This is a genomic window from Flavobacterium salilacus subsp. salilacus (genome assembly GCF_004634195.1).
GTDB classification, from domain to species: domain Bacteria; phylum Bacteroidota; class Bacteroidia; order Flavobacteriales; family Flavobacteriaceae; genus Flavobacterium; species Flavobacterium salilacus.
Map to the genome: position 1 here is coordinate 1 of NZ_SKBP01000004.1, position 21,520 is coordinate 21,520.

Genomic DNA, 21,520 nt, shown 5'->3' on the forward strand with positions numbered 1-21,520 from the left:
GCGGAGATATACATCTTTGACCGTTACGGCAAGCTGATCAAACAAATCAGTTCGCAAAGTGAAGGATGGGACGGTACTTACAATGGCAGTCCACTACCAGCAGACGACTACTGGTTTACGGTAACCTTCAATGAAGAGACAATCAGTATACAACCTCTGAGAGATGCAAGCGGAGCCATTGTGAATGACCCTGTAACTAATGAACCGATTATGGTGGAAGTACCCTTAGAGCTTACTCGAGAGTTTAAGGCGCACTTCTCGCTGAAGAGATAAGTTATTCTGTTCACTTATATAAAAGTAAGGGCAGCCGATTGGCTGCCCTTACTTTTGTGGGTTAAAACAGGGAAATTTTTTTTACATGGAAAAATTATCAACCAAAAGAAGAATCATTTTATGATTACAACTTTGAAGAATAACATCTCTTCGGGAATTTGCAAAAGTCTAAAATCAAAAAAGCCACTATAAATAGTGGCTTTTCTTTAGTAGCTCCCCCTCTTGGGCTCGAACCAAGTGAGTATAAACTCTTATATTCAACACTTTACAATATAGCAGAAATGTATGTTTCCTCAAATCCACCCTTTTAATAATTTTTACTACCATAATAGGGATAGGAGTAATGGAGATATAATATTATCATTTGATATTAGGATGTAGGTATTATTACCAAGTAGAGTTATACAAATTACATAGTTATTATTATAAAACCTATATAACTTGAAATTGTGTTGGACTTTTATATTTAGACTACTTAATAAACTCTCCAATCGTGTTGCAATATCCTCGGACTCCTTTAAAGGTAAGCTAATAATAATTGCTTCCAGTACATCCATCCTGAATATTAGTTCAGTTTTATTTGTAATATAATTCAGAAAATTATTAAACTTTCCCAAGTAAATGTAACTATCATAGCCTTGTATTCTATCAGGCAGTATTTCTAAATCAAATTCCAATTCCTCATAATCCATCCCTAACCTGAAGGGTAGATTTAATTGTTCCATAATTGTAATAAAAAAACCACTTACAAGAGGTGGTTATTCATTAAACAGAATATTTATAGCTTCAGTAGTATCGTTATCCTGAGCAGAAGCACTATACTTTTTAGTCTCTCTAATTCCTGCCTCTAAACCATATACTATCTTTACAATAGTTGATTTTTTGAGTTTGTCAATCTCAATATTTGTGAGATAATAAAGCACACTCGAAGTATCATCTATATACCCATATATTTCCCTGTCTATACAATGTATTACAGAATTGTCCTGAAGGTATATATATAAATCTCCTGTTAGATGAGCTTCAATTTTTAGTTCTTCATTGAACCCTTCATCATGAACAAGTTTAAGAAGGTTATCTTTTTGTAATAGAATTACTCCTCCTTTATTGTTTTTTCCTATTGATAAAGTTATAGGCTCATAATATTTACGAGAGCTTGAATAGCTATGTGTACTCGCATTTTGAGTAAAATAAAATGCATCTGTAGAGGGATAACTTTTATCATTAAAGTTGATTACATTTTGACTGTACATCAAGTGTCCTATTGTTACGCAGAACAGTAACAGTTTTAATTTCATGGTTAGTAATTTAGATGTTAATATTGGTTTGAAATCCTTCGGAATATTACACAGTAGTAAATATCTCCTGAAACTGAATTACTGTGCTGAATTCATCAGGATTAAGCTGTATTATCAGCTTATCATTTTTCTCTGAGCTACGGGAAATAGTAATTGTGGTATTAAAGAATAGCTTACTGCCAATACCTTGGTACCTCTTTATCCATGAGAGAAGAGCAGTACTACTTTGCTTATCTATCAACTCAAATTCTTCAAGGGCTTGTTTGAAATAGGCTTCCTGATTATACAGATTGATTACCTTCTGTAACTCATGGTATAATTCAAGTTCTATACAGTATTCATCACGTACAGAACATACACATGGATAAGGCTCTTCTGCATCATTAAACCACTTACCCCATTTTTTACATGGAGTTTTATTAATAGCTTCCCTTAAATCATCTTGTATGATTGACTTTTTATAATTCTTGTTCATCTTCGTAAAAAAATAGACACTATTATTATAAATGAGACAATAACAAGTATTAAGGAAAAGAATGTGAATTGCTCAAATAGCATGTCTACATTAATTCCACCTATTATTGCGAAAACAAAAAACACAATAATTTCAGCTATTATATTTTTTTCTTTTTTATCGTTCATTATTAATGACTTGTCATATATGGCATAAGTTAAAGCAAATATAAACTATTACTTGACTTGCCAAATATGTCAAGTATGGAAAAATCAGAATTACTTAAAAAAGTGGGTAAAAAGGTGCAGAAATTGCGAAATGAAAAGGGTATGAAACAGGTTGACCTTGCAGCTAAAATTCAGGGAGATATAGATACGACAAACATTTCAAGGATAGAATCAGGAAGGACTAATCCAACCATCTATACACTCTACAGAATAGCTATTGCATTGGAAGTATCACTCACTGATTTAATCCAAATTGAGCAGGATTAAAACTACTTTTCGCTATTAGGCAGTTACAAGCCTGTTTACTGGGCTTATAACCTCAGAAAGAGTAAAAGGAGATATCAGAACCTTATTTTATCCTTCATTTCATCACATTTTCGCTATAGTATATATATCTTGGAATTTAATCTGGAAATTAATTTCAGGTAATAATAGCCTTTTTTATACTCCTTTACATACACACACATTTTATAATTTCTACTACCATAATAGGGAAATATAGAAGTGGCAACATAATAGAGGAAAGTATAGAGAGAGTAGATAATAATACTAAAATTATAGATAGTCTGGAAAAGATAAAATTGCAGATTTTGTAAATACTGCAAGACTTATAAAGTACCACTATCAGCAAAGCTATAGTAGCCTTCCTTAGAGATTATTAAATGGTCAAGCAACACCAGGTCTAATAAATGACATGCCTTTCTTAATTGCCTTGTTATTCTATTATCAGGCTCACTGGGCTGTAAATTACCTGAAGGATGATTGTGTATGAGTACTATTGCACTGGCATTACACTTTAATGCTACCCCGAGGATAATTCTTATATCTACCACTGTACCTGAAATACCTCCTTTGGATAATTCATATACCCCAAGAATTTCATTTGCCCGGTTAAGTAGTATGATTTTACTTTCCTCAATATATTCTATGGTCTCAGAGCTCCATAATGGCAGTATTGCTTCATAAATGGCTTTACTATGCAATACCTTTAACCTCTGAGTGCCCTGGTTGATATAGGACACTTTTATTTCTGCTAATTGCATGGTTTGAATAAATTAAAAGTGCCAAAGTGCCAATTATTTCCGAAACTATTTTCAGGATTTCTCAATGGAAATTACCAAAATAAGTATTCAGATAAAAAGGCACTTCAGCACTGGTTACACTTTAGACTTGCTGTTCTTTTAATTCCTCATGCTGCCCATTTCGGGAAAAGGCATTTGCATCAGCTTGTAAGTTTCCCATTTGCTCAGGAAGATACACGTACCTGTAGTTAAGGGTAATTACTTCCCCTGTGTCCCGGATAGTGTATTCATAAGGCTCACATTCTGCCTTAATAATACTTCCTGGCATCTCTGAGCCAACAAGGGCTTTACAAATTTCTTCATCAAAGGTTGAAGCAAGGTAGGCTTTCTTAGCAGTAGCATAAAATTGTCCTGTGGCATTTGACATTACCATTTCAATACCACCTGTGATTTCAAGCACAAAGAATTCTTTGCCATCTTCAGCTTGTCTTTGCTTGTAGTTTACAATTCTAACCATAATACTTAAAGGTTTTTGAGTTGATAAAAACATAATGATTACACCATTAAACCAGAGCTACAACTATCACCTTGAGCTTTCTAATTATAATAATAAACCAGTATGACAGGCTGACCAGCCTGCCTGAATAAGTAGGGGTATTTAGTGGGGATGGTACGTGAGAGTGAGAGGGGTTACAAAGATTAGATGTTTAAAGCTACATAATAGTTTGTGAGATTCTACTAGATCATATAATTGTATGTAAATAACTTTCACTCCTGAATAAGTTAATTCAAAATAGATTAAATAATTTTCAAAGATTGATATATCTGCCAAGAAAAAAAATCTATATAAGAAAGGGTACGGGGGAGTTTCCTTTTTTAGAAAGGGGGGGCTGTTTTTATAGGGAGGTTCACAGACTTATAGATGTATTAAATAATTTTATTAAAAAAAATATAGCTCAATCTATTTGTATAGTGTGAATTAAATTATAGAAAAAAACAATTGTTGATTAAATTCTAATTATATAAGAAAATAATATTATAATTTTGTATTCTAATTTAAGACGTTATGAGCAAGGCTATAGTGCATATGGATTTAGATACTTTTTTTGTGTCTTGTGAGAGGCTATTGGATTTAAAACTAGACAATATGCCTGTAATTATTGGAGGTAGTTCTGATAGGGGTGTTGTTGCTTCATGTTCTTATGAAGCAAGAATATTTGGTGTGCGCTCTGCGATGCCTAATAAAAATGGCATTGAGATTATTTCCCCAGGCAAAGGTCATAAAGGGAGATATGGAGCTATACTCTAAAATGTCTCATGCTGTTACAGAAGTTATTGAGGAAAAATCCCCTGTAAGTAGAAAGCAAGTATAGATGAATTTTACCTTGATATTACAGGTATGTATAAGTTCTATGGCTGTTATAAATGGACTAATGAACTTGCCAAAACAGTTTCCAAAGAAACTGGTCTTCCCATTAGTTTTGCTCTTTCAGTTAATAAAACAGTATCTAAAATAGGTACAGGTGAAAGCAAGCCTAAAGGTAATATAGAAATACCTGAAGGAATGGTAAAGCCATTCCTAAACCCTTTATCAGGTTTGCCGAGATATAAGATGAAGTAGATTTATATATCTAAAAATTATATATTAGCCCTCAATGATTTATAGAAGCAATGAAAGAAGTAAACCTTGAGCAACAAAATGACTGGGCTTTTGATATTTATGACAAGCCTATTCATATAGCCAATGCGGAAAGTGGGCTAAAAGGATATTACTGCATGGGCTGTAAGAAAGAGATGCAGGCAGTAAAGCCTACAAAATATCAATCCTACTTCAGGCATCATGCTTTTAATGTTGATAAGAAAAGTACGGAATGTGTATATTCCAGTAGGGAATACCGCGAAAGATTAGCTGAGCAAATTCTCCACAACCTTAAAGAACTAAAGCTTCCTGCTGTTATTAAATATCCCCCAAAAGATGTTGATGGTGACCCTATTATACTAAAGGAAAGAAGCATATGTGTAGCAGCTAAAGTAAAATCACAACTTAGTTTTTATGAAGATGAAGATGGTAATATAAAGTATGGTAAAAATCCTGATATAGAAGACAGGTTTCTTTTAATCAGGCCTGATGTTACTTTCTTTGACATTCATGACAAGCCAATTCTATTTGTAGAGTTTGTTATTACACATAAAGTTGATGATGAGAAAAAAGCAAAGTTAAGGCGATTAGGTATTGATACAGTTCAAATAATAATTCCTAAAGTACCTCAAGAAGAAATAGAAGCAAGTCTAAAATCAGTATCTAAGATTAAATGGGTATATAATGAACTCGAAGCAAACACCACTTACCTATCAATTTCCGAAGGAAATCCAGAAAGAGTATCATCAATTGATGAACAGCAAAGAAAGTTTTTTGAAGAATCTGCCACTTGCAGAACAGCGCAAATTAATAACCTTATACGCTCGATTAGCAGAAACTTGGAATCTCAACAATACAGAAGAACTATCAGACTCTTTGAACAGGAAATATCAAGAATTGCGAGAGCTTCAGGAGAAAGAAGAACAAGACTGGAAGAGCTGGAAAGAAGCTACGAGAGCGAAGTATATAGAGAGTTTGAACACTCACAATTTGAACTTGAACAAAGATATCAAGAATTTAGAGAAGAGGAAATGGCGTTTACAGAAAAATATTCAAATCTGGAAAGAAGATATATTAAAAAAGATAGAGAACTTCGAGAATCTACAGAATTACTTTCAAAAAATATCAGAAACATCCTTAACTCAGGAGCAATTGAGACAGGAATTAGAGGAGAGTTTGATGCCAAGCGAGACAGAATTAGAAGAGATATTGAAAGAGAAAGAGCTTATGTTGAAATGCTTAGAAGAAAAGAAGGAGATTTTGGAGAACAATTTGAGCGATTTGGAAGAGAAATTCACGAAGAGTTTCTTGAACAGGAAAGAAGAGAACAAGAAAACCTTGAAAGTTCAGTTAGAGAAATTGAAGAAAGAAGAGAACAAATTGAAACAGAAATCAATAGCCTTGAAGAAAGCTTTGGAGAAGAAGAAAGACGAAGTATATCAGAAGTGGAAGCCATTGAAAGAGAATTCATTGAAAGAATTAGGAATGAAGATGCTTCAGGAAATTCCGAGTTGTCCGAAAGAATTAACTCAATACTTGGAGTTAGGGGATTTTTACGCAATTTCACTGAAAGAAAAAGCACTTGTGACAGATACAGAGCACATCTTGAGCTTGTTAGAAAAGGAGCTTGGAAATCATGGTAAGACTTACGAATGGCTTTACAATAAACTAATATCTAATAGTTTTTAAGCGTAAATCAATGTTCCTTTTATAATACAGAAAATGAAGGATGGGTTGTAATAATGTAAATGCCCATAAAAATAGCTACATCAGGGAGTAGACAAAGAGGGAGAAGATTGGAGCAGGCGTGATAAATAGCTGTGCATGATGTATTCCCGACTAAAGTTATTACATAAATTACTTGCTGAGGATATAATTGATAGTGTTATTTTAAAAAATGTTTCCTTTTAAAAAAGGGGGGGGATGTTTATAAGGATGATTGTAGATGAACAACCTTTTAAAAAAAAGCTCTACTTTTGATTAATTATTTAGGTTGAAAGTATTTATAAATTTTTCTAAAATTTTAATTTATTTATTAGTCTATTTATCAATAACTTAAATGCAAATCCCATAACTTAAAAAACACAAAAATGTTACAAAATAATGCAAGGTTAAAAGCCTTAATAATGAGTTTATGGAATACTCTATATGGGGGAGGAATTTCTAATCCTATAACTGCTATAGAGCAGATTACATATTTGTTATTCATTAAGAAACTCGATGAATTAGAAAATACTAGGGAAATAGAAGCAACATCTAAAGGAAAAAAGTATATCTCTAAATTTGATGGCAATTATATACCCTGGATTGATGAAACGGTATATCGTCCGAAACCTAGTATGACAGAAGAAGAGAAGGATGAGTTAAATAAAAGAAGGGATGAAGCGCTTAGATCGAGGCGAAAAAGTGAATTAAAATGGAGCTATTTTAAGGATATGCTTCCAGCCTCTGAAATGTTACTACACGTTAAAAATAATGTGTTTACTTTCATTAAAGAATTAAACGGAGAATTATCTCCTTTTACACATTATATGACTGATGCTTCTTTTATAATACAAAAGCCATCGTTGCTGGTAGAAGTAGTTAAAAAAGTTGATGAAATTTTTATAGAAATTGAAAAAGATGCTGAAGAAGGGAAACAATCATTTCAAGATATTCAAGGTGATGTCTATGAAATGCTTCTTAAAGAAATATCCACCTCTGGCAAAAATGGGCAATTTAGAACTCCCAGACATTTGATAAAGTTGCTTGCTGAACTTACAGAGCCAAAATTAGGAGATAAAATTGCGGACCCAGCCTGTGGTACTGGAGGTTTTTTACTAGGTGCATATCAATATATACTCACTGATATAATTAGAAAAAAAGAACCCAACTTATTACAAATAGATGAAGATGGTTTTGAAAGAGCTAAAGTCTCTTCTTTTCTTGATGAAGAAACGAAACATAAGTTAAATGAAAGCTTTTATGGGTTTGATATTGATATTACAATGGTACGTCTAGGTTTAATGAATCTTATGATGCACGGCATAGACAATCCTCATATTAATTATAAAGATACTTTAAGTAAGAATTATAATGAAGAAGCTAAATATGATATCGTCTTAGCCAACCCTCCTTTTACTGGCAAATTGGATAGAGGTGACGTTAATCCAAGCTTAGGGCTAGATACGGGCTCAACGGAATTACTATTTTTATCTCGAATTTCCAAAATGCTACGCATAGGGGGCAAAGCAGCGGTTATCATACCTGAAGGAGTTTTATTTGGTGTTTCCAAAGCTCAAAAAGCTACACGAGAAATATTACTAAGAGATAACCAACTAGAAGCTGTTGTTTCTTTACCTGCAGGAGCATTTAAGCCTTACACAGGGGTAAAAACTGCCATTTTGGTATTTACTAAAGTTGATGAAAACAAAAAAAAGTGGAATACCGAGAAGGTTTGGTTTTATTCATTAGATAATGATGGGTATACTCTTGATGATAGTAGAAGGAAACTAACTGAAAACCCACTCCCAATAGTAAAACAAGAATATTCTAAGAGAAATAGAACTATTATCTCGGATAGGAAAAAACACTTTTATGTTCATTTAACTGAAATTCAGGAAAATGACTTAGATTTAAGCTATAATACATATAAAGAGCATGAATACTACGAAAAAAAATATGAAGCTCCAAAGAAGATTTTAGACAGCCTAATTCAATTGGAAAATCAAATACTAAGAGAATTAGATGAACTTCAAGAACTTATTTAAGTTATGAAAGTAAAATTAGAGAAACTATTTCTTTTTAAAGAGAAGTCCAAAATAAAAGCAGGGGAAGGTTTGTCAGAAGGGAATTTCCCATTTTATACATCTAGTCCAACACTTTCAAAATGGGTGGACAATTGGCAATATTCTGACCCATCTTTAATCTTTGGAACGGGTGGTTCTCCAAGTATTCACTATTCTACCGATAGATTTTCAACATCTACAGATTGTATTGTTATTTCTAAAAAAAACGATATAGAACTGAATGAGAAATTTGTATATTATTACTTACTTGGTAATTTGCACATAATTGAGCGAGGATTTAAAGGTGCTGGATTGAAACATATTTCTAAAAAATACATACAAAACATTGAAGTTCCAATATATCCAATTGAACGACAAAATGAAATTGTAACCCTCTTAGATAAAGTCAGCTCTTTATTAAAGAAAAGAGAAGATGCAATAGCGGGATTAGATGATTTATTACAAGCTCAATTCTATATTATGTTTGGAGATAGTTATAATAATCCAAACAACTATGAAACGAAAAAGATTGTTGAGATTTGCTCAAAGATTATAGATTGTCCTCACTCAACCCCAAATTATGTAGATGAAATAACGGAATATCCCTGTATTAGAACATCTGAAATAAAGGGTGGAGAAATTATTTGGGATTCGATCAAGTACCTTAATTCAGAAGGTCACAAAGTTAGGATATTAAGGTTAGAACCAATGGAAGGTGATATTGTATTTGGAAGGGAAGGCACTGTGGGTGATGCAGCACTCATCCCAAATAATGTTAATATAAGTCTAGGTCAAAGAGTAATGTTGTTTCGTGTAAATCATGAACTTGTTACACCTGAATATTTTTGGGCTCTTTTACGTTCTAATGGAATACAATTTAAAATTAAAATAAGGACTGTTGGCGCTACTGTTAAGAGAATTAATATAAAAGATGTAAAACAAATTATATGTCCTGTTCCACCGCTAAAAGAACAGGAAAAGTTCGGCTATCTTGTACATAAGCATCAAGCTTTTAAAGAAAAATATTTTATGACATTTTCTAAAACTAAAGAATTGTTTAATTCATTAATTCAACAAGCTTTTAGTGGTCAACTTAATGTTTTAGAAGAAGTTGCTCTTGAATCTTTAATAGATGATATTGACTTAGAAAAAGACAAAAATGACGTGCGGGATATCGCTACTGTTTATTTAAGGGAATTAGTTGAAAAATTAAATGATAAAGATTTTGAGCATTTAATCCAATATAGGAAAGCAAAGAAAGTTGCATTCCAACTTTTAGAGTCAGGAATTCTAACACAGCGTTTTAATGACAAAAATAAAAGTGTAGAGCTTATCATTAAACAATGAAACTATTAAAATTACATATTCAAGATGAGTTTAGAAGTTTACATAGTGACTTCATCGTAGACTTTCATAATTTAGAGTCAAGAGTGGCTGACTTGGAGACATTTCAACCTTTCTGTTTTGCAGGTTTAAATGGTAGTGGTAAATCTAATGTTCTTGAAGCTCTGGCATCAATTTTTTATCATTTAGAATTTTGTGTGGCTAAATTTAGACCTCAAAGTTTTGATAAATATTTTAAACGTCATATTTGTACTCCCAATTCATTTCAATTAGAATATTTAATTGGAAAACATGATGACAAGCCATATATTTTGCCTAATTTTTATAGGGTTGTTATTTCGAAAACTAATGATAAGCAAAAAAAGGAAGTAGATAATGAACCTAAAATGTTTATCCAAGAATATCCTTTTCAAGCAAAAAATGAACTTAAAGAAATTTCATTAGTTCCCTCTAAAAATAATAATGAAGCCGCTGAGGGTAAAATTTATCTGCCTGATTTGGTTGTTGGCTACAGTTCAGGTGAAAATGAAATTTTAAGCCTACCATTTATAAAAAACAGGTTAGTCAATTTTGATAAATATCGAGAAGACTATAAAGGTAGAATTCTGTTCAATGAGCCTGAAACAAGTCTTATATATATTGATGAGAGTATGAGTCAAGCAGTATTATTAGCTGCATTAATTTTTGAAGATGATGAAACGCTTAAACCGTTAAAAAAAGAGCTCGGTATTGTTGGTTTACAAAGCTTTACTATGAACCTAAATAATCAAGGTTTAGCAATGGTTGATAAAGAAGTTATCACTTCTAAACCAATACTTGAGCATATAAGAGCTAGGCTAGAAGATTTAAAAAAATGCGCAACTTCGTATTATGAAGAACAATCTGATATGATTGATGGTTTTTTTGGTCCATTTTCTGTTTTAAGCCTTGATTTCTTTGTGGATGATATAACCAAAAAAGTCTTCAAAAAACATTTTAAGACTTCATTTGAGTTATTCCGCTTCTTTCAAGTGCTTTATGAACTCAATTCAAATATAGTTTCAGATAGTATCAAAGAGGATGTATATAACTCAAAGGGATTTTATACAGATGGCAAATTGCCCATACCTGCTCCTCAAGACACTGTATTTCATTTTCTTGACTATAGAATACTCAAAAAAGTTAAAGGTTATGAAGAGCCATTACCCCTGTTGCTTCGAGAATTTTCAGATGGTGAACATCAATTCTTACACACGATAGGTATCTGCTTAATGATGAAAGAGCGGAGGAGCTTACTCCTTTTAGATGAGCCCGAAACTCATTTTAATCCATCATGGCGAGCTAAATTCATTAAAATATTAAATGACAGTATTACTGCTGGCAATCCTAAGGGATTAACTGATGGAGATATAAATGTACATTTATTAAAGGATGTGATAATTACCTCACATTCTCCCTTTATTATTTCAGACTGTATGCCAAACAACGTTATTTTTTTCAAACGTAATGAAGAAACACAGAAAGTTGACGCTAAAAGCGCATTAGAATTAGATTTTAATACTTATGGAACTTCAGTAGAAATAATACTAAACGAGTTATTCGAATATAATCAGTCCATTGGAGATTGGTCTAAGCAAGAATTGTTAAATATAGTTTTTGATAAAATAAGAACTCAGAATGATGTCCTAAATGCCAAAAATAATTTAAGAAAACTTGGGCCATCTATAGAAAAAGATTTAGTCTTAGCTAAGTTAAACCGTATTAAACCTGAAAATAATGCTTAGATTATATAGACCTATTGAACACGATATATTTAAATTACATACTATTCTAGAACATTTAGTATGTAATGTATGGTGCGAAGCTTGTGATGAAGCTTGTGATAGCAAACTTCAAAACGAATTTAAAGCTCTTTATGTCTATTCCGTAAAAAAAGGTGTGACTTTAAAAAATGAAGTAGAAAGAATATATAAAATTTTTCAAGTTATCCCAATTGAAGATAGAGCACTTATTAAAAAAGCATTTGAAAAAAATAACGATATCGAAAGATTATGTAATGGAGAAATACCAATTTATTTAAATGAGTTAAATGACGTTATAAGTAATGATATAAAACCACTTTTTAAGTGGTGCTATGAAGTCCTTCTTAATAAAGAGAAAGTTGTAGGTGATAAAATGGATTACTACAAGGCACTAATCAAACATAATAATTTTCATGTTTGCCCATGTTGTGGATTAATTGATATTGAATCCTTTGAAAGCAAATATAGAGAAGCCTTTGACCATTATCTTCCAAAATCAAAATATCCATTTGCAAGTGTTAATTTTAGAAATCTAGTCCCCTTATGTTATAAATGTAATTCTGACAGGAAAAAAGCTAGGGACCCAATTGAAAATGAAAGAGTTGTGTTTTATCCCTTTTCTCAAGAAGACCATTCTATAGAAATATGTTCAGAATTCCTACTAAGTAATAATGATGAAACACTTGAAACGGAGCTTGAAGATTTCAAAATTGATTTTATTGGCAACAGTGATAAAATTGACACTTGGAAGTGGTTATTTGATATAGAAGAAAGATATGGCAGTCAGATGAAAAGATTTGCTACATCTTTTTTAGGACATATTAGAAGGTTGCATAATCAATTTGTTAGTTTAAATCCAAATTGGACATACTTGGAAACCATAGATTTCCTTATAAATGACTATAAAAATGACTATTTTGATGATAAAAAATTTCTAAAAATTGCATTTCTAAAAGCAGTAAAGAAAGATAACGCATTTCTACAGACAAGCGCATAAGTCAAAAAATAGCGTGATAGATTGTTAACTAATAAGTTAGAGCCCTTCCATTTTACTGAAAGGGCAAATCTCAACTCAAAAACCAAGCATAGCCAGAACTGCTACCACTTAGTGCTTTTACAATACCCTGATTAAAATCAAAGGCATTTACATTCCTTTCAAGGAAAGTATCTATATAACTGGACTTGTTAGCTTGGGTAAATAGGTTATATACCTTCCATAAGTCAACATTACCTGTATCATCCCTACAGAAACTCTCATCCTGATAGTAGTCCTTTGCAATAGTACTAAACTGTCCATCATTAAAATCTAATTGAGGTATTTCAGCTTTCACTTTCTTAGACAAGTGTTGGTATAACCTTGCCTTACCTACTAATTGAGCAAATTGATGCTCAGAGAGTGAATAATTGCTAAATTCCTGCATGGCTTTTAAATGTGCTTCAGCCTGATAACCCTGCATTATTTCAAGTGCTTTGGCTTCTAAATCCCGTACATGCATTACCTTCAGGCTCTCCTGAAAACCATCAGTATTGATACATAAGTTAAGGCATACCTGATTTTGGAAGCCTATAAAGAATTTAAACTTCTCAGCACTTTTCTTACTGTATAAGTTCTCCTGATTGTAGGCTCTTACACCTCCAATAGTAAGTTGTAATTCATTTCCTCCTACTTTCTCCATTATGGTAGTAGATTTCATGATAAAAGCCATCCTTTCATAATAGATAGTCTTTTCATTATCCAGTAGTTCTTTTACAGGCTTATGTATTGCCTCCGGGGTTCTGCCTTTTATCTGGTGGCTTACCCTAATCTCAGGAGTTTCAAACTTAGCCTGTGGAAATGCCTTATAGGCAGCTTCCTGTATCGCTTCTATAAACTCCTGGTGTGCTATGGTCTTTTCATTGTCCTTTGAGAATACAGGTATAATACAGTCATTGCTTAGGTGTTGTAATTCTACTTCAGTAGTATTAGCTTCTATAAAAGGTCTTTTAGGTACAGATACATTCTGTATTGTCTGAGGTTGTGGGATTACAATAGTAGGTTCTGTTATAACCTCATTGTTTCTCGGAGGTACAGTAGTTGTATTGTTGTTAGCCTGCCTTATGACAGGTTTTAATTGCAGAGTTGCATTATTGTTGTGTTTGATAGTGTAAGCTTCCATTGCTGCTAAAATTTTGTGGGTTTACTAAATGTTGTTGTGATGTGATAGCATCTTTTTGTTGTTTGAAGTTGTACTCTAAGAGTTCCCTCCACTGTGCGTATTGATTATAGAGTACTTTCAATTCATCAAGATTGGTACATGCCTTTATCTTGTTCCGGGCATCCTGAAGGTTAGTGCCACTGTTGCACCATTCCAGTATCTTCTTACCTGTGGCAGAATTAATGATAAATTCAGGTTTATTCATGAACAGTCCTGTCCTGTCCTTACTTGCCCTTACCAAGTGGTTCTCATTGATAAGTTCAAAGTTTATGGTAAGCTCATACTCAAAGCCTTCTTTGGTAATCTCTTTAGTACCTAACTTCTGTACTTTGAGTTTACCTGAAGCATCCCTGTCAATATCATATTCTATTTTCCTGCGGGTGGTGGTAATGATATGGCAGTCTGATTGCAGTATCTTATCTATAAAAGCTTGGTGCCTGGGGCTTACTTGTGCCCAATCCTGAAACCTGCCACCAAGTTTCTCATGTATTTCCAAACAGCCTCCTGAGCCATTCCATTCATGGGTAATACTGTCTATGATAACTACAGCTATCTTTGCCCTTTCACAGACTGATATAGCTTCTATGTACCTTTCAGGGCTATAGGGTGGGGATAAGTCCAGTACATTAAAACTACCTAAGTCTGAGTAAAGTGAGGCAGATGAATTTTCGGTGTCAATGACTGCAATTTTATTCCAGTCTTGGGTCATGCCATAAGCTAATAATAAGGCAGAGTGAGTTTTTCCAAACCCACTTGCTCCACTTATGCCTAAGCGTAGCTTTACCTGCCTTCTCTCGGATGGTCTTAATTGCATAATTTTAATATTTAAAATGGTTAATATTGAAATGAAAAAAGATTAATTTTTTTATTAATTTGTTGTACAACTAAAAAAAGGGTGTTATTTTTGCGCCAAATCCCGAAATGGGCTACTTCGAATAAAATTTAGAGTGCTGTTCTTGCCTCGAATTTTCCAGAATACTTACTTTATTGTTTCCATGGAAATTTTTAGACCTCAAAAGGTTTAAATATCCTTGCGTGTGTAGTGTTTTCTCGTACGCTTTTTAATTATTTATTAATCAAAAAGTATCATTGACATGATGAGTAAAACAGAAAACAATCTAAAAATTGATGGGTTCAATAAAACCCATATTAATTGGACTGACCTTACCTGGAATCCATGGACAGGTTGCTCTAAAGTCTCCGCAGGATGCAAATTCTGTTATATGGATGATTTCGAAATAAAAAATGGTAGAGACCCGAAGGTAGTTAAGAGAACCTCAAAATTGACTTTTGAAAAACCTCTTAAAGTTAAAACCCCTTCAATAATCTTCACTTGTTCCATGAGTGATTTCTTCCATCCTGCTGCGGATGAATGGAGAAAAGAAGCTTGGGAAATCATAAGGAGAACCCCACACCATAGATACCAGATACTCACCAAGAGACCTGAAAGGATAAAGGAATGCCTTCCAGATGATTGGTGTCAAGCTAATTACAAACATGTTTGGTTAGGGACAAGTGTTGAAAATAATGACCCTAAAGTAATTGATAGAATAAGAATTTTAAGGGAAGTTCCCTGTGAAATCAGGTTTATATCTTTTGAGCCTCTCCTTGATGATGTTAAATTAGAAAAGAGCCAACTTGAAGGGATTCACTGGGGAATTATTGGTGGAGAATCAGGTAAATATGTAAAGGGTAAACCTCAATTTAGAGAAGCTGACCCGCAATGGTTCAGGAATCTGAGAGATATATTAAAGGATGCAGGTGTGTTAGTCTGGTTTAAACAGGCTGGAACTTACCTTGCCCATAAATATAAAATGAAAGGTAAAGGAGGTGAATTATATCAAATTCCATCAGACCTTAGGTTAAGAGAAAGACCGGAATTTTAATACCAAGACTGGGTATGAATATTCATTCGCAGGAGCTATATAAATAGCGAGGCCTAACCCTTTTATGGGTTAGCCCTCCCTTCGGGGAGGGGATATGAATTTAGAATCAACAGTGAGGTCTGTTTCAAATCCTCACTATAATCAGTCCGGTGGCCCAGGTATAGAAACAGTACCTGTTAGTAAAGATGGCTACGAGATAATTAGTTCTTTGACATTGTATGTTCCTGAAAGGATTAATATTGATAGGATTTTATCAAGGCATCCACCCAATTTTCATTATCACAGGGATTACTTTGTTTATATACTTCATTTGATTACAGCAATACCTTCAAGAAAAAGGGATATCCTTGAAAAGAATCAGGGTTATACCCCTATAAATAGAAAGTTTTTGCAAAGGAGGTTACATGATTATAAGAGATATATTGAATACCTGAAATCAGTAGGTTTAGTTGAAGAAAGGAGTTACTATAAACCAAATGAATCATCTATGGGGTTAAAAATTACAGCTTATTATGATTCCACAATTGTGCCTGTAACTATAACCAAATGGACACTGATTAAAAGTATAGTATATCTTCATAAAAACTATAATGTTGAAATTACCGAAGCATTAACCTATCTCAGGGAATGGTTTAGTCATGGTATAGAAGTAGATTATGAGGGAGGAGTAGAATACCTGAATGAATTATACCAACAGGAAGTCAATAATCCTGAAGTAGAAAATGAAATGCTCAGGTACAACAGCAGGCTATTACCTTTATTAAAACTCAAGAATAGAGAATACAGTTTTTATGTTGACAGTACAGGGCATAGGCTTCATACCAACATCACTCAGATGATGTCAGGTCTAAGAAAATTTGTTACTTACGAAGGTAAAAAGCTCTGTGCCATTGATATTAAAAACTCTCAATTATACCTGGCAATAGTTTTACTTGATGATGAACTATTCTCTAATAATAATATAGCATCCAAACTTATAAATCCCATTCTACTATCCAATCCTAATTACCCTATTATGGTAGTAGATTTTATAAGGAATATAAAAAATGAACCCGATGTTATGTTGTTTAAGGAATGGGTTTCAAGCGGATTGTTCTATGAAAAGTTTGGAGAGAAACTAGTTGAAAGAGGTATTTTAGAAAACTTACCTAATCAGGAGTTAAGGGAGGCTGCAAAGGAGATTACTTTTTCATCTATTTATAGCCCTAATACCTCTGTAGCCTATAATCAGGCTATACAACTTTTTAAGGCTATCTTTCCCAATGTTTATGAGGTATTTAAACTAATTAAAAGAGGGCGTAATAATCATCCAACCCTTTCGGTGTGCCTGCAAAGATTTGAAGCTGAATTGGTTTTACACAAAGCCTGTAGTATTATTTCGGAAGAAAGGCCTGATGTATTTCTACTGACTCTTCATGATTCTATAATTACCACAGAGGATAATGTTGAGTATGTAAAGGCTGTACTATATAATGTGCTTAGAACTAATCTTGGGGTACTACCCCATTTAAAAATTGAGAGATGGGAATAAAAACCCATCTCTTTTTTTATTTTTACTACCATAATAGAGAAAGATAATAAAGGAAGGTTTTTTAATAGTATATTATTAATGAATGGTAGTCTGTTAGAAAAATATAATCAATATTTCTTAAAACTGAATAGAGGGTTCAACAAAGGGATGGGATATGCTCCACATAAGCCAATACTTCTGCTCTCTGTGATTCAGCTTATACAAAGTGGAATTATATCATCTAACAGAATATTTATAACCCCGGAATTAGTTTTAGCCTTTAAAGAAAACTGGCAAAAACTGGTTGAAACCCCACATACGGAAAATTTTGCTTTACCATTCTTTCATCTCAGGAGTGAACCCTTTTGGAGGCTTATTACTTATAATGGGATTGAAAATTTAACCACTACTTCAAAAAGTATTAAAAGTTTTAAAGCCTTAAAAGACAATGTTGCTTTTGCGGAAATAGATAAAGATTTGTTTGCTTGTATCAATGATAGCGTACAATCTATGCTATTAACAAATACCCTTCTTGATACCTATTTCCCAAATACAAAAAAATATCATTCATTATCCCTTTATAGTGATGTACAACAGCAAATTGAGATGCAAATCCTCAATGAGCCTAAAGAAGAATATCAAAGCCATATTAAAGAACTGAAAGGTAAACTCAATGTTGAAGAATTTGAGGAAGAGATATTTATCAGGGGAGGCTTGTTTAAAAGGATGATTCCTAAGATTTACAATAATACATGCTGCATATCAGGCATGAAAATTGAAACCTCTATGAACATACAAATGATTGATGCGTGCCATATAGTACCCTTCAGTATTTCTAATGATGATACTATCCCTAATGGAATATCTCTATCCCCAAACCTCCATAGAGCATTTGATAGAGGGTTAATTACTATTAATAAGGACTATGTAGTAAGAATATCTCCTACAGTAAAAGAAAAGAATTCAGTATATTCTATCTCCCAATTTGAAGGGTATAGGATTTCACTACCTGAGGAGGTTAAATGGTATCCTTCAATAGAATCATTAACCTGGCATAATAAAGAAGTATTTATTCTTTAGGGCTTAGTTTTATTGCTAAGCTACGCATGTGCTCACTAACCTTTTTCTGTACTACTTTTCCATAATGTTCCTGTGTTATACTCATTTTTGAGTGTCCGAGTAATTCAGATACTATTTCCATAGGTACATCATTATAGAGAAGTACTGTAGTAGCAAATGTTTTTCGTGCGATATGATGCGTGAGCTTTTTGTCAATCCCAACAATTTCAGCTATTTCCTTTAAATAAGAATTAAACTTCTGATTACTAATTGAAGGAAATATTTTATCTCCATCACTACCATATTTCTCTATTATGTTAGTAGAAATTTTCAATAGAGGTACTGCTATTTCTCTTTGGGTTTTCTCGCGAATCATTTTAATCCATTTATTACCATCAAAACCATCAATGATATGTTTCTCCTTCAGTCTGGACATTTCATTAAATGCAAGCCCAGTATAACAGCAGAAAACAAACATATCCTTTACATACTGTAACCTTTCCTGAGAGAAAGTATGATTTTCAAGTTTAACTAATTCTTCTGTAGTAAGGTAAACCACATGGGTAGTAACTTTTTTAGGCTTATGCTGTATAAATGGAGAAGTTTCTATAAGTTTGGCTATCACAGCAGTGTTTACAACCTTTTTTAATCTCTGTAAAGCCTTATTAATAGTTACCTGCTTTTGGTTCTTTTCTGTCTTTAAGTAAAACTCAAATTCTACTATAAAGCTATAATCAAGGTCTTTCAGAAGCAAATCAGTTTTACTATATCTATGCTTTATGAAGTCCTGTACATCTGTGCGTATGTATCTAAACTTATTCCAGGTGCTTTGTTTGATTTCAATACCAATTAGCTTTCTGTACTTTTCAAGGTATTCATTATAGTAGGCTACAGTGCCTATATTCCTTGCTACAGTTTTACCTGAATATTGGTTATAAATATCCTCTACTGTAAAGTCTATTTCCTGAGCTTGGAGCATTAAAAAAGCCCGATTAATTCTATTCTTAATCAGGCTTAATTGGGTATTAATATTCTTGTTCTCCTCTGAAGGAGGTTTTGCTTTTGCTGTCTGTTGCTTGCTATTCCAATGGTTAGGATTAACAAACAATCCAATAGCAAATTCATGTCTTTCTTTTTTGTAAGTTATTCTACATTTCATAGAACATTTACCCTGAGCATTTAATCTACTCCGAGTAATTAGAAATGTTATATATAGGTTGTTCATAGCTTTAATAATTTGGAGTAATAAAATGAAATGGTTTTCATTGCACACCCGAGAAAAATAGATGCACACTTTTTGCACACCTCAAAGATGTATTCAAAAGGAGGAAGGGAAGGAAAATTAAAAAGAATTAAAAAGGGAGAAATAACAGGAAGTGCTTATAAATACTACACTCAGTTATAAAATCAAAAAAGCCACTATAAATAGTGGCTTTTCTTTAGTAGCTCCCCCTCTTGGGCTCGAACCAAGGACCCTCTGATTAACAGTCAGATGCTCTAACCAGCTGAGCTAAGGAGGAAACTGTATATTGTTTTGCAATTATTACCAAAAATTGGTGGTAATCACATTGTGCTTTAATGAACTTGTAGCGCAATAAATATGTTACCTTTATTGCGGTGCAAATATATAACCATTTTTAATTTCAGCAAACAAATTCATGAAAAATTTAGGAGAAATTTTTCATGATCAATTGATAAATATCTTTACCGAAAACTAACGCCATGAGGGTTAACAATATAACCATCCCTATAGTTTGTACTACACCGGCAGCCTTATCGCCCAGTTTTCGACCGGTAATCATCTCTGCTATGGTAAAAATAGCATGCCCTCCGTCAAGACCGGGTATCGGTAATATATTCATAAAAGCAAGCCCTATGGAAAATAATGCTGTAAACCTCCAGAAAAACTCCCAGTCCCAAGTAGTAGGCAGTTTACTGGCTATGCCCACCACGCTGTTTACGTGCTGATAAGCCCCCGTACTTGGGCGTAATATTAATTTAAATTGTTTTATGTTATATACAATCAAGTTGTACGATTCATCCATTGCAGCAGGAATAGCACTGAAAAAACTATACTCTTCGTTAACAAAATAATCCCTGCTCGAAGGATCTTTTTGCATAATACCAATAGTCCCTAAGGAATCTACCGCAGTAGTAACAGTAAGCAATTCATTCCCTCGTTTTATGTTCAAATCAAGCTTTCCTTCCTTGTGATTATAGGCTTCTTCGTTTATCTGAGTCATATATTTAAGAGGCTTTCCTTCAACACCCACTATACTATCGCCCGTTTTAAGTCCTGCTTTTTCGGCATTACCTCCTTTAACAATGCTGTCAATATAAGTAGTCGTTACCATAGGATGAATAAAACCACGCCCCTCTTTGTCCAATATCTCCTTTATACTTTCATCTTTCAGGTGTATGGTTACAGGTTTTCCATCACGTTCCACAGTTACTTCATCACCTAACAGTATATCGAGCATCATCCTGTCAAACCTTGGCTGATATTTACCATCTACACTCAAAATTTTATCGCCATCCATAAAACCTGCTTTTTTACCTACACTGCCAAAAGCAAGACCATTTTCCTGTATCTTTTCGGTAGCTACGTAGTTTTTACCATAAGTAGCATAAACAAACGTAAAAATAAGCCAAGCCAAAAGCACATTTACAATAATACCCCCCATCATAATAATAAGGCGTTGCCAAGCCGGCTTGCTGCGAAACTCCCACGGTTGCGGTTCGCTTTTCATTTGGTCGGTATCCATACTCTCATCAATCATACCGCTTAGCTTTACATAACCACCCAAAGGCAGCCAGCCGATACCCCACACCGTTTCGCCTATCTTCTTTTTGAACAATGAAAAACCGGCATCCATAAACAGGTAAAACTTCTCTACCCTTACCTTAAACATTTTTGCCGTTATGTAATGCCCAAACTCGTGCAGTATTACCAATATTGATAACATTAGGATTAACTGGGCTATCTGTGTAAATGTATCCATTCTTTCGTTTTAGTTTCAATTTTTATAAACGCACAAAAATAGTGTTTTCTGATTACTTATAAC

Annotated in this window: 18 protein-coding genes, 1 tRNA gene and 1 pseudogene; 11 read left to right on the forward strand and 9 right to left on the reverse strand. The window is 33.4% G+C overall.

What is annotated here, in order from left to right:
- Window positions 1-273: T9SS type B sorting domain-containing protein (locus tag E0W68_RS06060; RefSeq protein WP_135218527.1), on the forward strand; the 273-nt coding region annotated here is incomplete at its 5' end.
- A gap of 758 nt (window positions 274-1,031) precedes the next feature.
- Here the strand turns inward: E0W68_RS06060 and E0W68_RS06065 are convergent.
- Together E0W68_RS06065 and E0W68_RS06070 are read right to left on the reverse strand one after the other, a co-directional pair.
- Window positions 1,032-1,571, reverse strand: coding sequence for a hypothetical protein (locus E0W68_RS06065; protein ID WP_135218528.1), 540 nt, complete (start codon window positions 1,569-1,571; stop codon window positions 1,032-1,034).
- 46 nt (window positions 1,572-1,617) lie between these two features.
- Window positions 1,618-2,046 carry a hypothetical protein gene (locus tag E0W68_RS06070; protein WP_135218529.1) on the reverse strand — a complete coding sequence of 143 codons (429 nt, stop codon included), beginning with the start codon at window positions 2,044-2,046 and terminating at the stop codon, window positions 1,618-1,620.
- A gap of 242 nt (window positions 2,047-2,288) precedes the next feature.
- On the opposite strand from E0W68_RS06070, the gene E0W68_RS06075 reads away from it, so the two are divergent.
- Window positions 2,289-2,519, forward strand: a complete 231-nt coding sequence (locus tag E0W68_RS06075; protein WP_135218530.1) for a helix-turn-helix domain-containing protein — start codon at window positions 2,289-2,291, stop codon at window positions 2,517-2,519.
- 341 nt (window positions 2,520-2,860) lie between these two features.
- Here the strand turns inward: E0W68_RS06075 and E0W68_RS06080 are convergent, their stop codons facing one another.
- Both E0W68_RS06080 and E0W68_RS06085 read right to left on the reverse strand, forming a co-directional pair.
- Entirely contained in the window at window positions 2,861-3,295 is a 435-nt protein-coding gene (locus tag E0W68_RS06080; RefSeq protein ID WP_135218531.1) for a JAB domain-containing protein, read from the reverse strand.
- 121 nt (window positions 3,296-3,416) lie between these two features.
- On the reverse strand, window positions 3,417-3,791 hold the full coding sequence (locus E0W68_RS06085) for a hypothetical protein (RefSeq protein WP_135218532.1): 375 nt from the start codon (window positions 3,789-3,791) through the stop codon (window positions 3,417-3,419).
- A gap of 570 nt (window positions 3,792-4,361) precedes the next feature.
- Between E0W68_RS06085 and E0W68_RS06090 the strand changes: the two are divergent.
- The 6 genes and pseudogenes from E0W68_RS06090 (at window position 4,362) to E0W68_RS06115 (ending at window position 12,802) form a co-directional block, all read left to right on the forward strand.
- Window positions 4,362-4,895, forward strand: a pseudogene (locus E0W68_RS06090) (DNA polymerase Y family protein).
- A gap of 50 nt (window positions 4,896-4,945) precedes the next feature.
- Window positions 4,946-6,556 (forward strand): competence protein CoiA family protein, encoded by a 1,611-nt coding sequence (locus tag E0W68_RS06095; RefSeq protein WP_135218533.1) that lies wholly within the window; start codon window positions 4,946-4,948, stop codon window positions 6,554-6,556.
- A gap of 447 nt (window positions 6,557-7,003) precedes the next feature.
- Window positions 7,004-8,662 carry a class I SAM-dependent DNA methyltransferase gene (locus E0W68_RS06100; protein ID WP_135218534.1) on the forward strand — a complete coding sequence of 553 codons (1,659 nt, stop codon included), beginning with the start codon at window positions 7,004-7,006 and terminating at the stop codon, window positions 8,660-8,662.
- A 3-nt stretch (window positions 8,663-8,665) separates the two neighbouring features.
- The gene (locus E0W68_RS06105) at window positions 8,666-10,027 is read left to right on the forward strand and encodes a restriction endonuclease subunit S (RefSeq protein WP_135218535.1); all 1,362 of its coding nucleotides are present in this window, start codon (window positions 8,666-8,668) and stop codon (window positions 10,025-10,027) included.
- Window positions 10,024-11,787, forward strand: coding sequence for a restriction system-associated AAA family ATPase (locus E0W68_RS06110; RefSeq protein WP_135218536.1), 1,764 nt, complete (start codon window positions 10,024-10,026; stop codon window positions 11,785-11,787). Before E0W68_RS06105 ends, E0W68_RS06110 begins: the two co-directional genes overlap by 4 nt.
- Window positions 11,780-12,802, forward strand: a complete 1,023-nt coding sequence (locus E0W68_RS06115; protein WP_135218537.1) for an HNH endonuclease signature motif containing protein — start codon at window positions 11,780-11,782, stop codon at window positions 12,800-12,802. The genes E0W68_RS06110 and E0W68_RS06115 overlap by 8 nt, the downstream gene beginning before the upstream one ends.
- A gap of 70 nt (window positions 12,803-12,872) precedes the next feature.
- Here E0W68_RS06115 and E0W68_RS06120 read toward each other — a convergent pair whose 3' ends face one another.
- Together E0W68_RS06120 and E0W68_RS06125 are read right to left on the reverse strand one after the other, a co-directional pair.
- Window positions 12,873-13,961 carry a DUF3871 family protein gene (locus tag E0W68_RS06120; protein ID WP_135218538.1) on the reverse strand — a complete coding sequence of 363 codons (1,089 nt, stop codon included), beginning with the start codon at window positions 13,959-13,961 and terminating at the stop codon, window positions 12,873-12,875.
- A complete protein-coding gene (locus E0W68_RS06125) occupies window positions 13,930-14,814 on the reverse strand; it encodes an AAA family ATPase (RefSeq protein WP_135218539.1) in 885 nt (294 codons plus the stop codon). Before E0W68_RS06125 ends, E0W68_RS06120 begins: the two co-directional genes overlap by 32 nt.
- A gap of 280 nt (window positions 14,815-15,094) precedes the next feature.
- Between E0W68_RS06125 and E0W68_RS06130 the strand changes: the two genes are divergently transcribed.
- From E0W68_RS06130 to E0W68_RS06140, 3 genes are all read left to right on the forward strand, one after another.
- Window positions 15,095-15,886, forward strand: coding sequence for a DUF5131 family protein (locus tag E0W68_RS06130; RefSeq protein WP_135218540.1), 792 nt, complete (start codon window positions 15,095-15,097; stop codon window positions 15,884-15,886).
- 94 nt (window positions 15,887-15,980) lie between these two features.
- A complete protein-coding gene (locus E0W68_RS06135; protein WP_135218541.1) occupies window positions 15,981-17,417 on the forward strand; it encodes a hypothetical protein in 1,437 nt (478 codons plus the stop codon).
- Window positions 17,418-17,495: 78 nt separating this feature from the next.
- Entirely contained in the window at window positions 17,496-18,476 is a 981-nt protein-coding gene (locus E0W68_RS06140) for an HNH endonuclease (RefSeq protein ID WP_135218542.1), read from the forward strand.
- On the opposite strand, the gene E0W68_RS06145 is transcribed toward E0W68_RS06140, so the two are convergent.
- From E0W68_RS06145 to rseP, 3 genes are all read right to left on the reverse strand, one after another.
- Window positions 18,466-19,680 carry a site-specific integrase gene (locus tag E0W68_RS06145; RefSeq protein WP_135218543.1) on the reverse strand — a complete coding sequence of 405 codons (1,215 nt, stop codon included), beginning with the start codon at window positions 19,678-19,680 and terminating at the stop codon, window positions 18,466-18,468. The genes E0W68_RS06140 and E0W68_RS06145 overlap by 11 nt on opposite strands.
- Window positions 19,681-19,901: 221 nt before the next feature.
- Window positions 19,902-19,975: transfer RNA gene (locus E0W68_RS06150), tRNA-Asn, on the reverse strand.
- 147 nt (window positions 19,976-20,122) lie between these two features.
- A complete protein-coding gene (rseP, locus tag E0W68_RS06155; RefSeq protein ID WP_135218544.1) occupies window positions 20,123-21,457 on the reverse strand; it encodes an RIP metalloprotease RseP in 1,335 nt (444 codons plus the stop codon).
- Window positions 21,458-21,520 lie beyond the last annotated feature (63 nt).

Excerpts from the sequence above, each read along its gene's own strand:
- E0W68_RS06065 (WP_135218528.1), bottom strand. The coding sequence starts at position 1,571 with ATGAAATTAAAACTGTTACTGTTCTGCGTAACAATAGGACACTTGATG.
- E0W68_RS06070 (WP_135218529.1), bottom strand. The coding sequence starts at position 2,046 with ATGAACAAGAATTATAAAAAGTCAATCATACAAGATGATTTAAGGGAA.
- E0W68_RS06075 (WP_135218530.1), top strand. The coding sequence starts at position 2,289 with ATGGAAAAATCAGAATTACTTAAAAAAGTGGGTAAAAAGGTGCAGAAA.
- E0W68_RS06080 (WP_135218531.1), bottom strand. The coding sequence starts at position 3,295 with ATGCAATTAGCAGAAATAAAAGTGTCCTATATCAACCAGGGCACTCAG.
- E0W68_RS06085 (WP_135218532.1), bottom strand. The coding sequence starts at position 3,791 with ATGGTTAGAATTGTAAACTACAAGCAAAGACAAGCTGAAGATGGCAAA.
- E0W68_RS06095 (WP_135218533.1), top strand. The coding sequence starts at position 4,946 with ATGAAAGAAGTAAACCTTGAGCAACAAAATGACTGGGCTTTTGATATT.
- E0W68_RS06100 (WP_135218534.1), top strand. The coding sequence starts at position 7,004 with ATGTTACAAAATAATGCAAGGTTAAAAGCCTTAATAATGAGTTTATGG.
- E0W68_RS06105 (WP_135218535.1), top strand. The coding sequence starts at position 8,666 with ATGAAAGTAAAATTAGAGAAACTATTTCTTTTTAAAGAGAAGTCCAAA.
- E0W68_RS06110 (WP_135218536.1), top strand. The coding sequence starts at position 10,024 with ATGAAACTATTAAAATTACATATTCAAGATGAGTTTAGAAGTTTACAT.
- E0W68_RS06115 (WP_135218537.1), top strand. The coding sequence starts at position 11,780 with ATGCTTAGATTATATAGACCTATTGAACACGATATATTTAAATTACAT.
- E0W68_RS06120 (WP_135218538.1), bottom strand. The coding sequence starts at position 13,961 with ATGGAAGCTTACACTATCAAACACAACAATAATGCAACTCTGCAATTA.
- E0W68_RS06125 (WP_135218539.1), bottom strand. The coding sequence starts at position 14,814 with ATGCAATTAAGACCATCCGAGAGAAGGCAGGTAAAGCTACGCTTAGGC.
- E0W68_RS06130 (WP_135218540.1), top strand. The coding sequence starts at position 15,095 with ATGATGAGTAAAACAGAAAACAATCTAAAAATTGATGGGTTCAATAAA.
- E0W68_RS06135 (WP_135218541.1), top strand. The coding sequence starts at position 15,981 with ATGAATTTAGAATCAACAGTGAGGTCTGTTTCAAATCCTCACTATAAT.
- E0W68_RS06140 (WP_135218542.1), top strand. The coding sequence starts at position 17,496 with ATGAATGGTAGTCTGTTAGAAAAATATAATCAATATTTCTTAAAACTG.
- E0W68_RS06145 (WP_135218543.1), bottom strand. The coding sequence starts at position 19,680 with ATGAACAACCTATATATAACATTTCTAATTACTCGGAGTAGATTAAAT.
- rseP (WP_135218544.1), bottom strand. The coding sequence starts at position 21,457 with ATGGATACATTTACACAGATAGCCCAGTTAATCCTAATGTTATCAATA.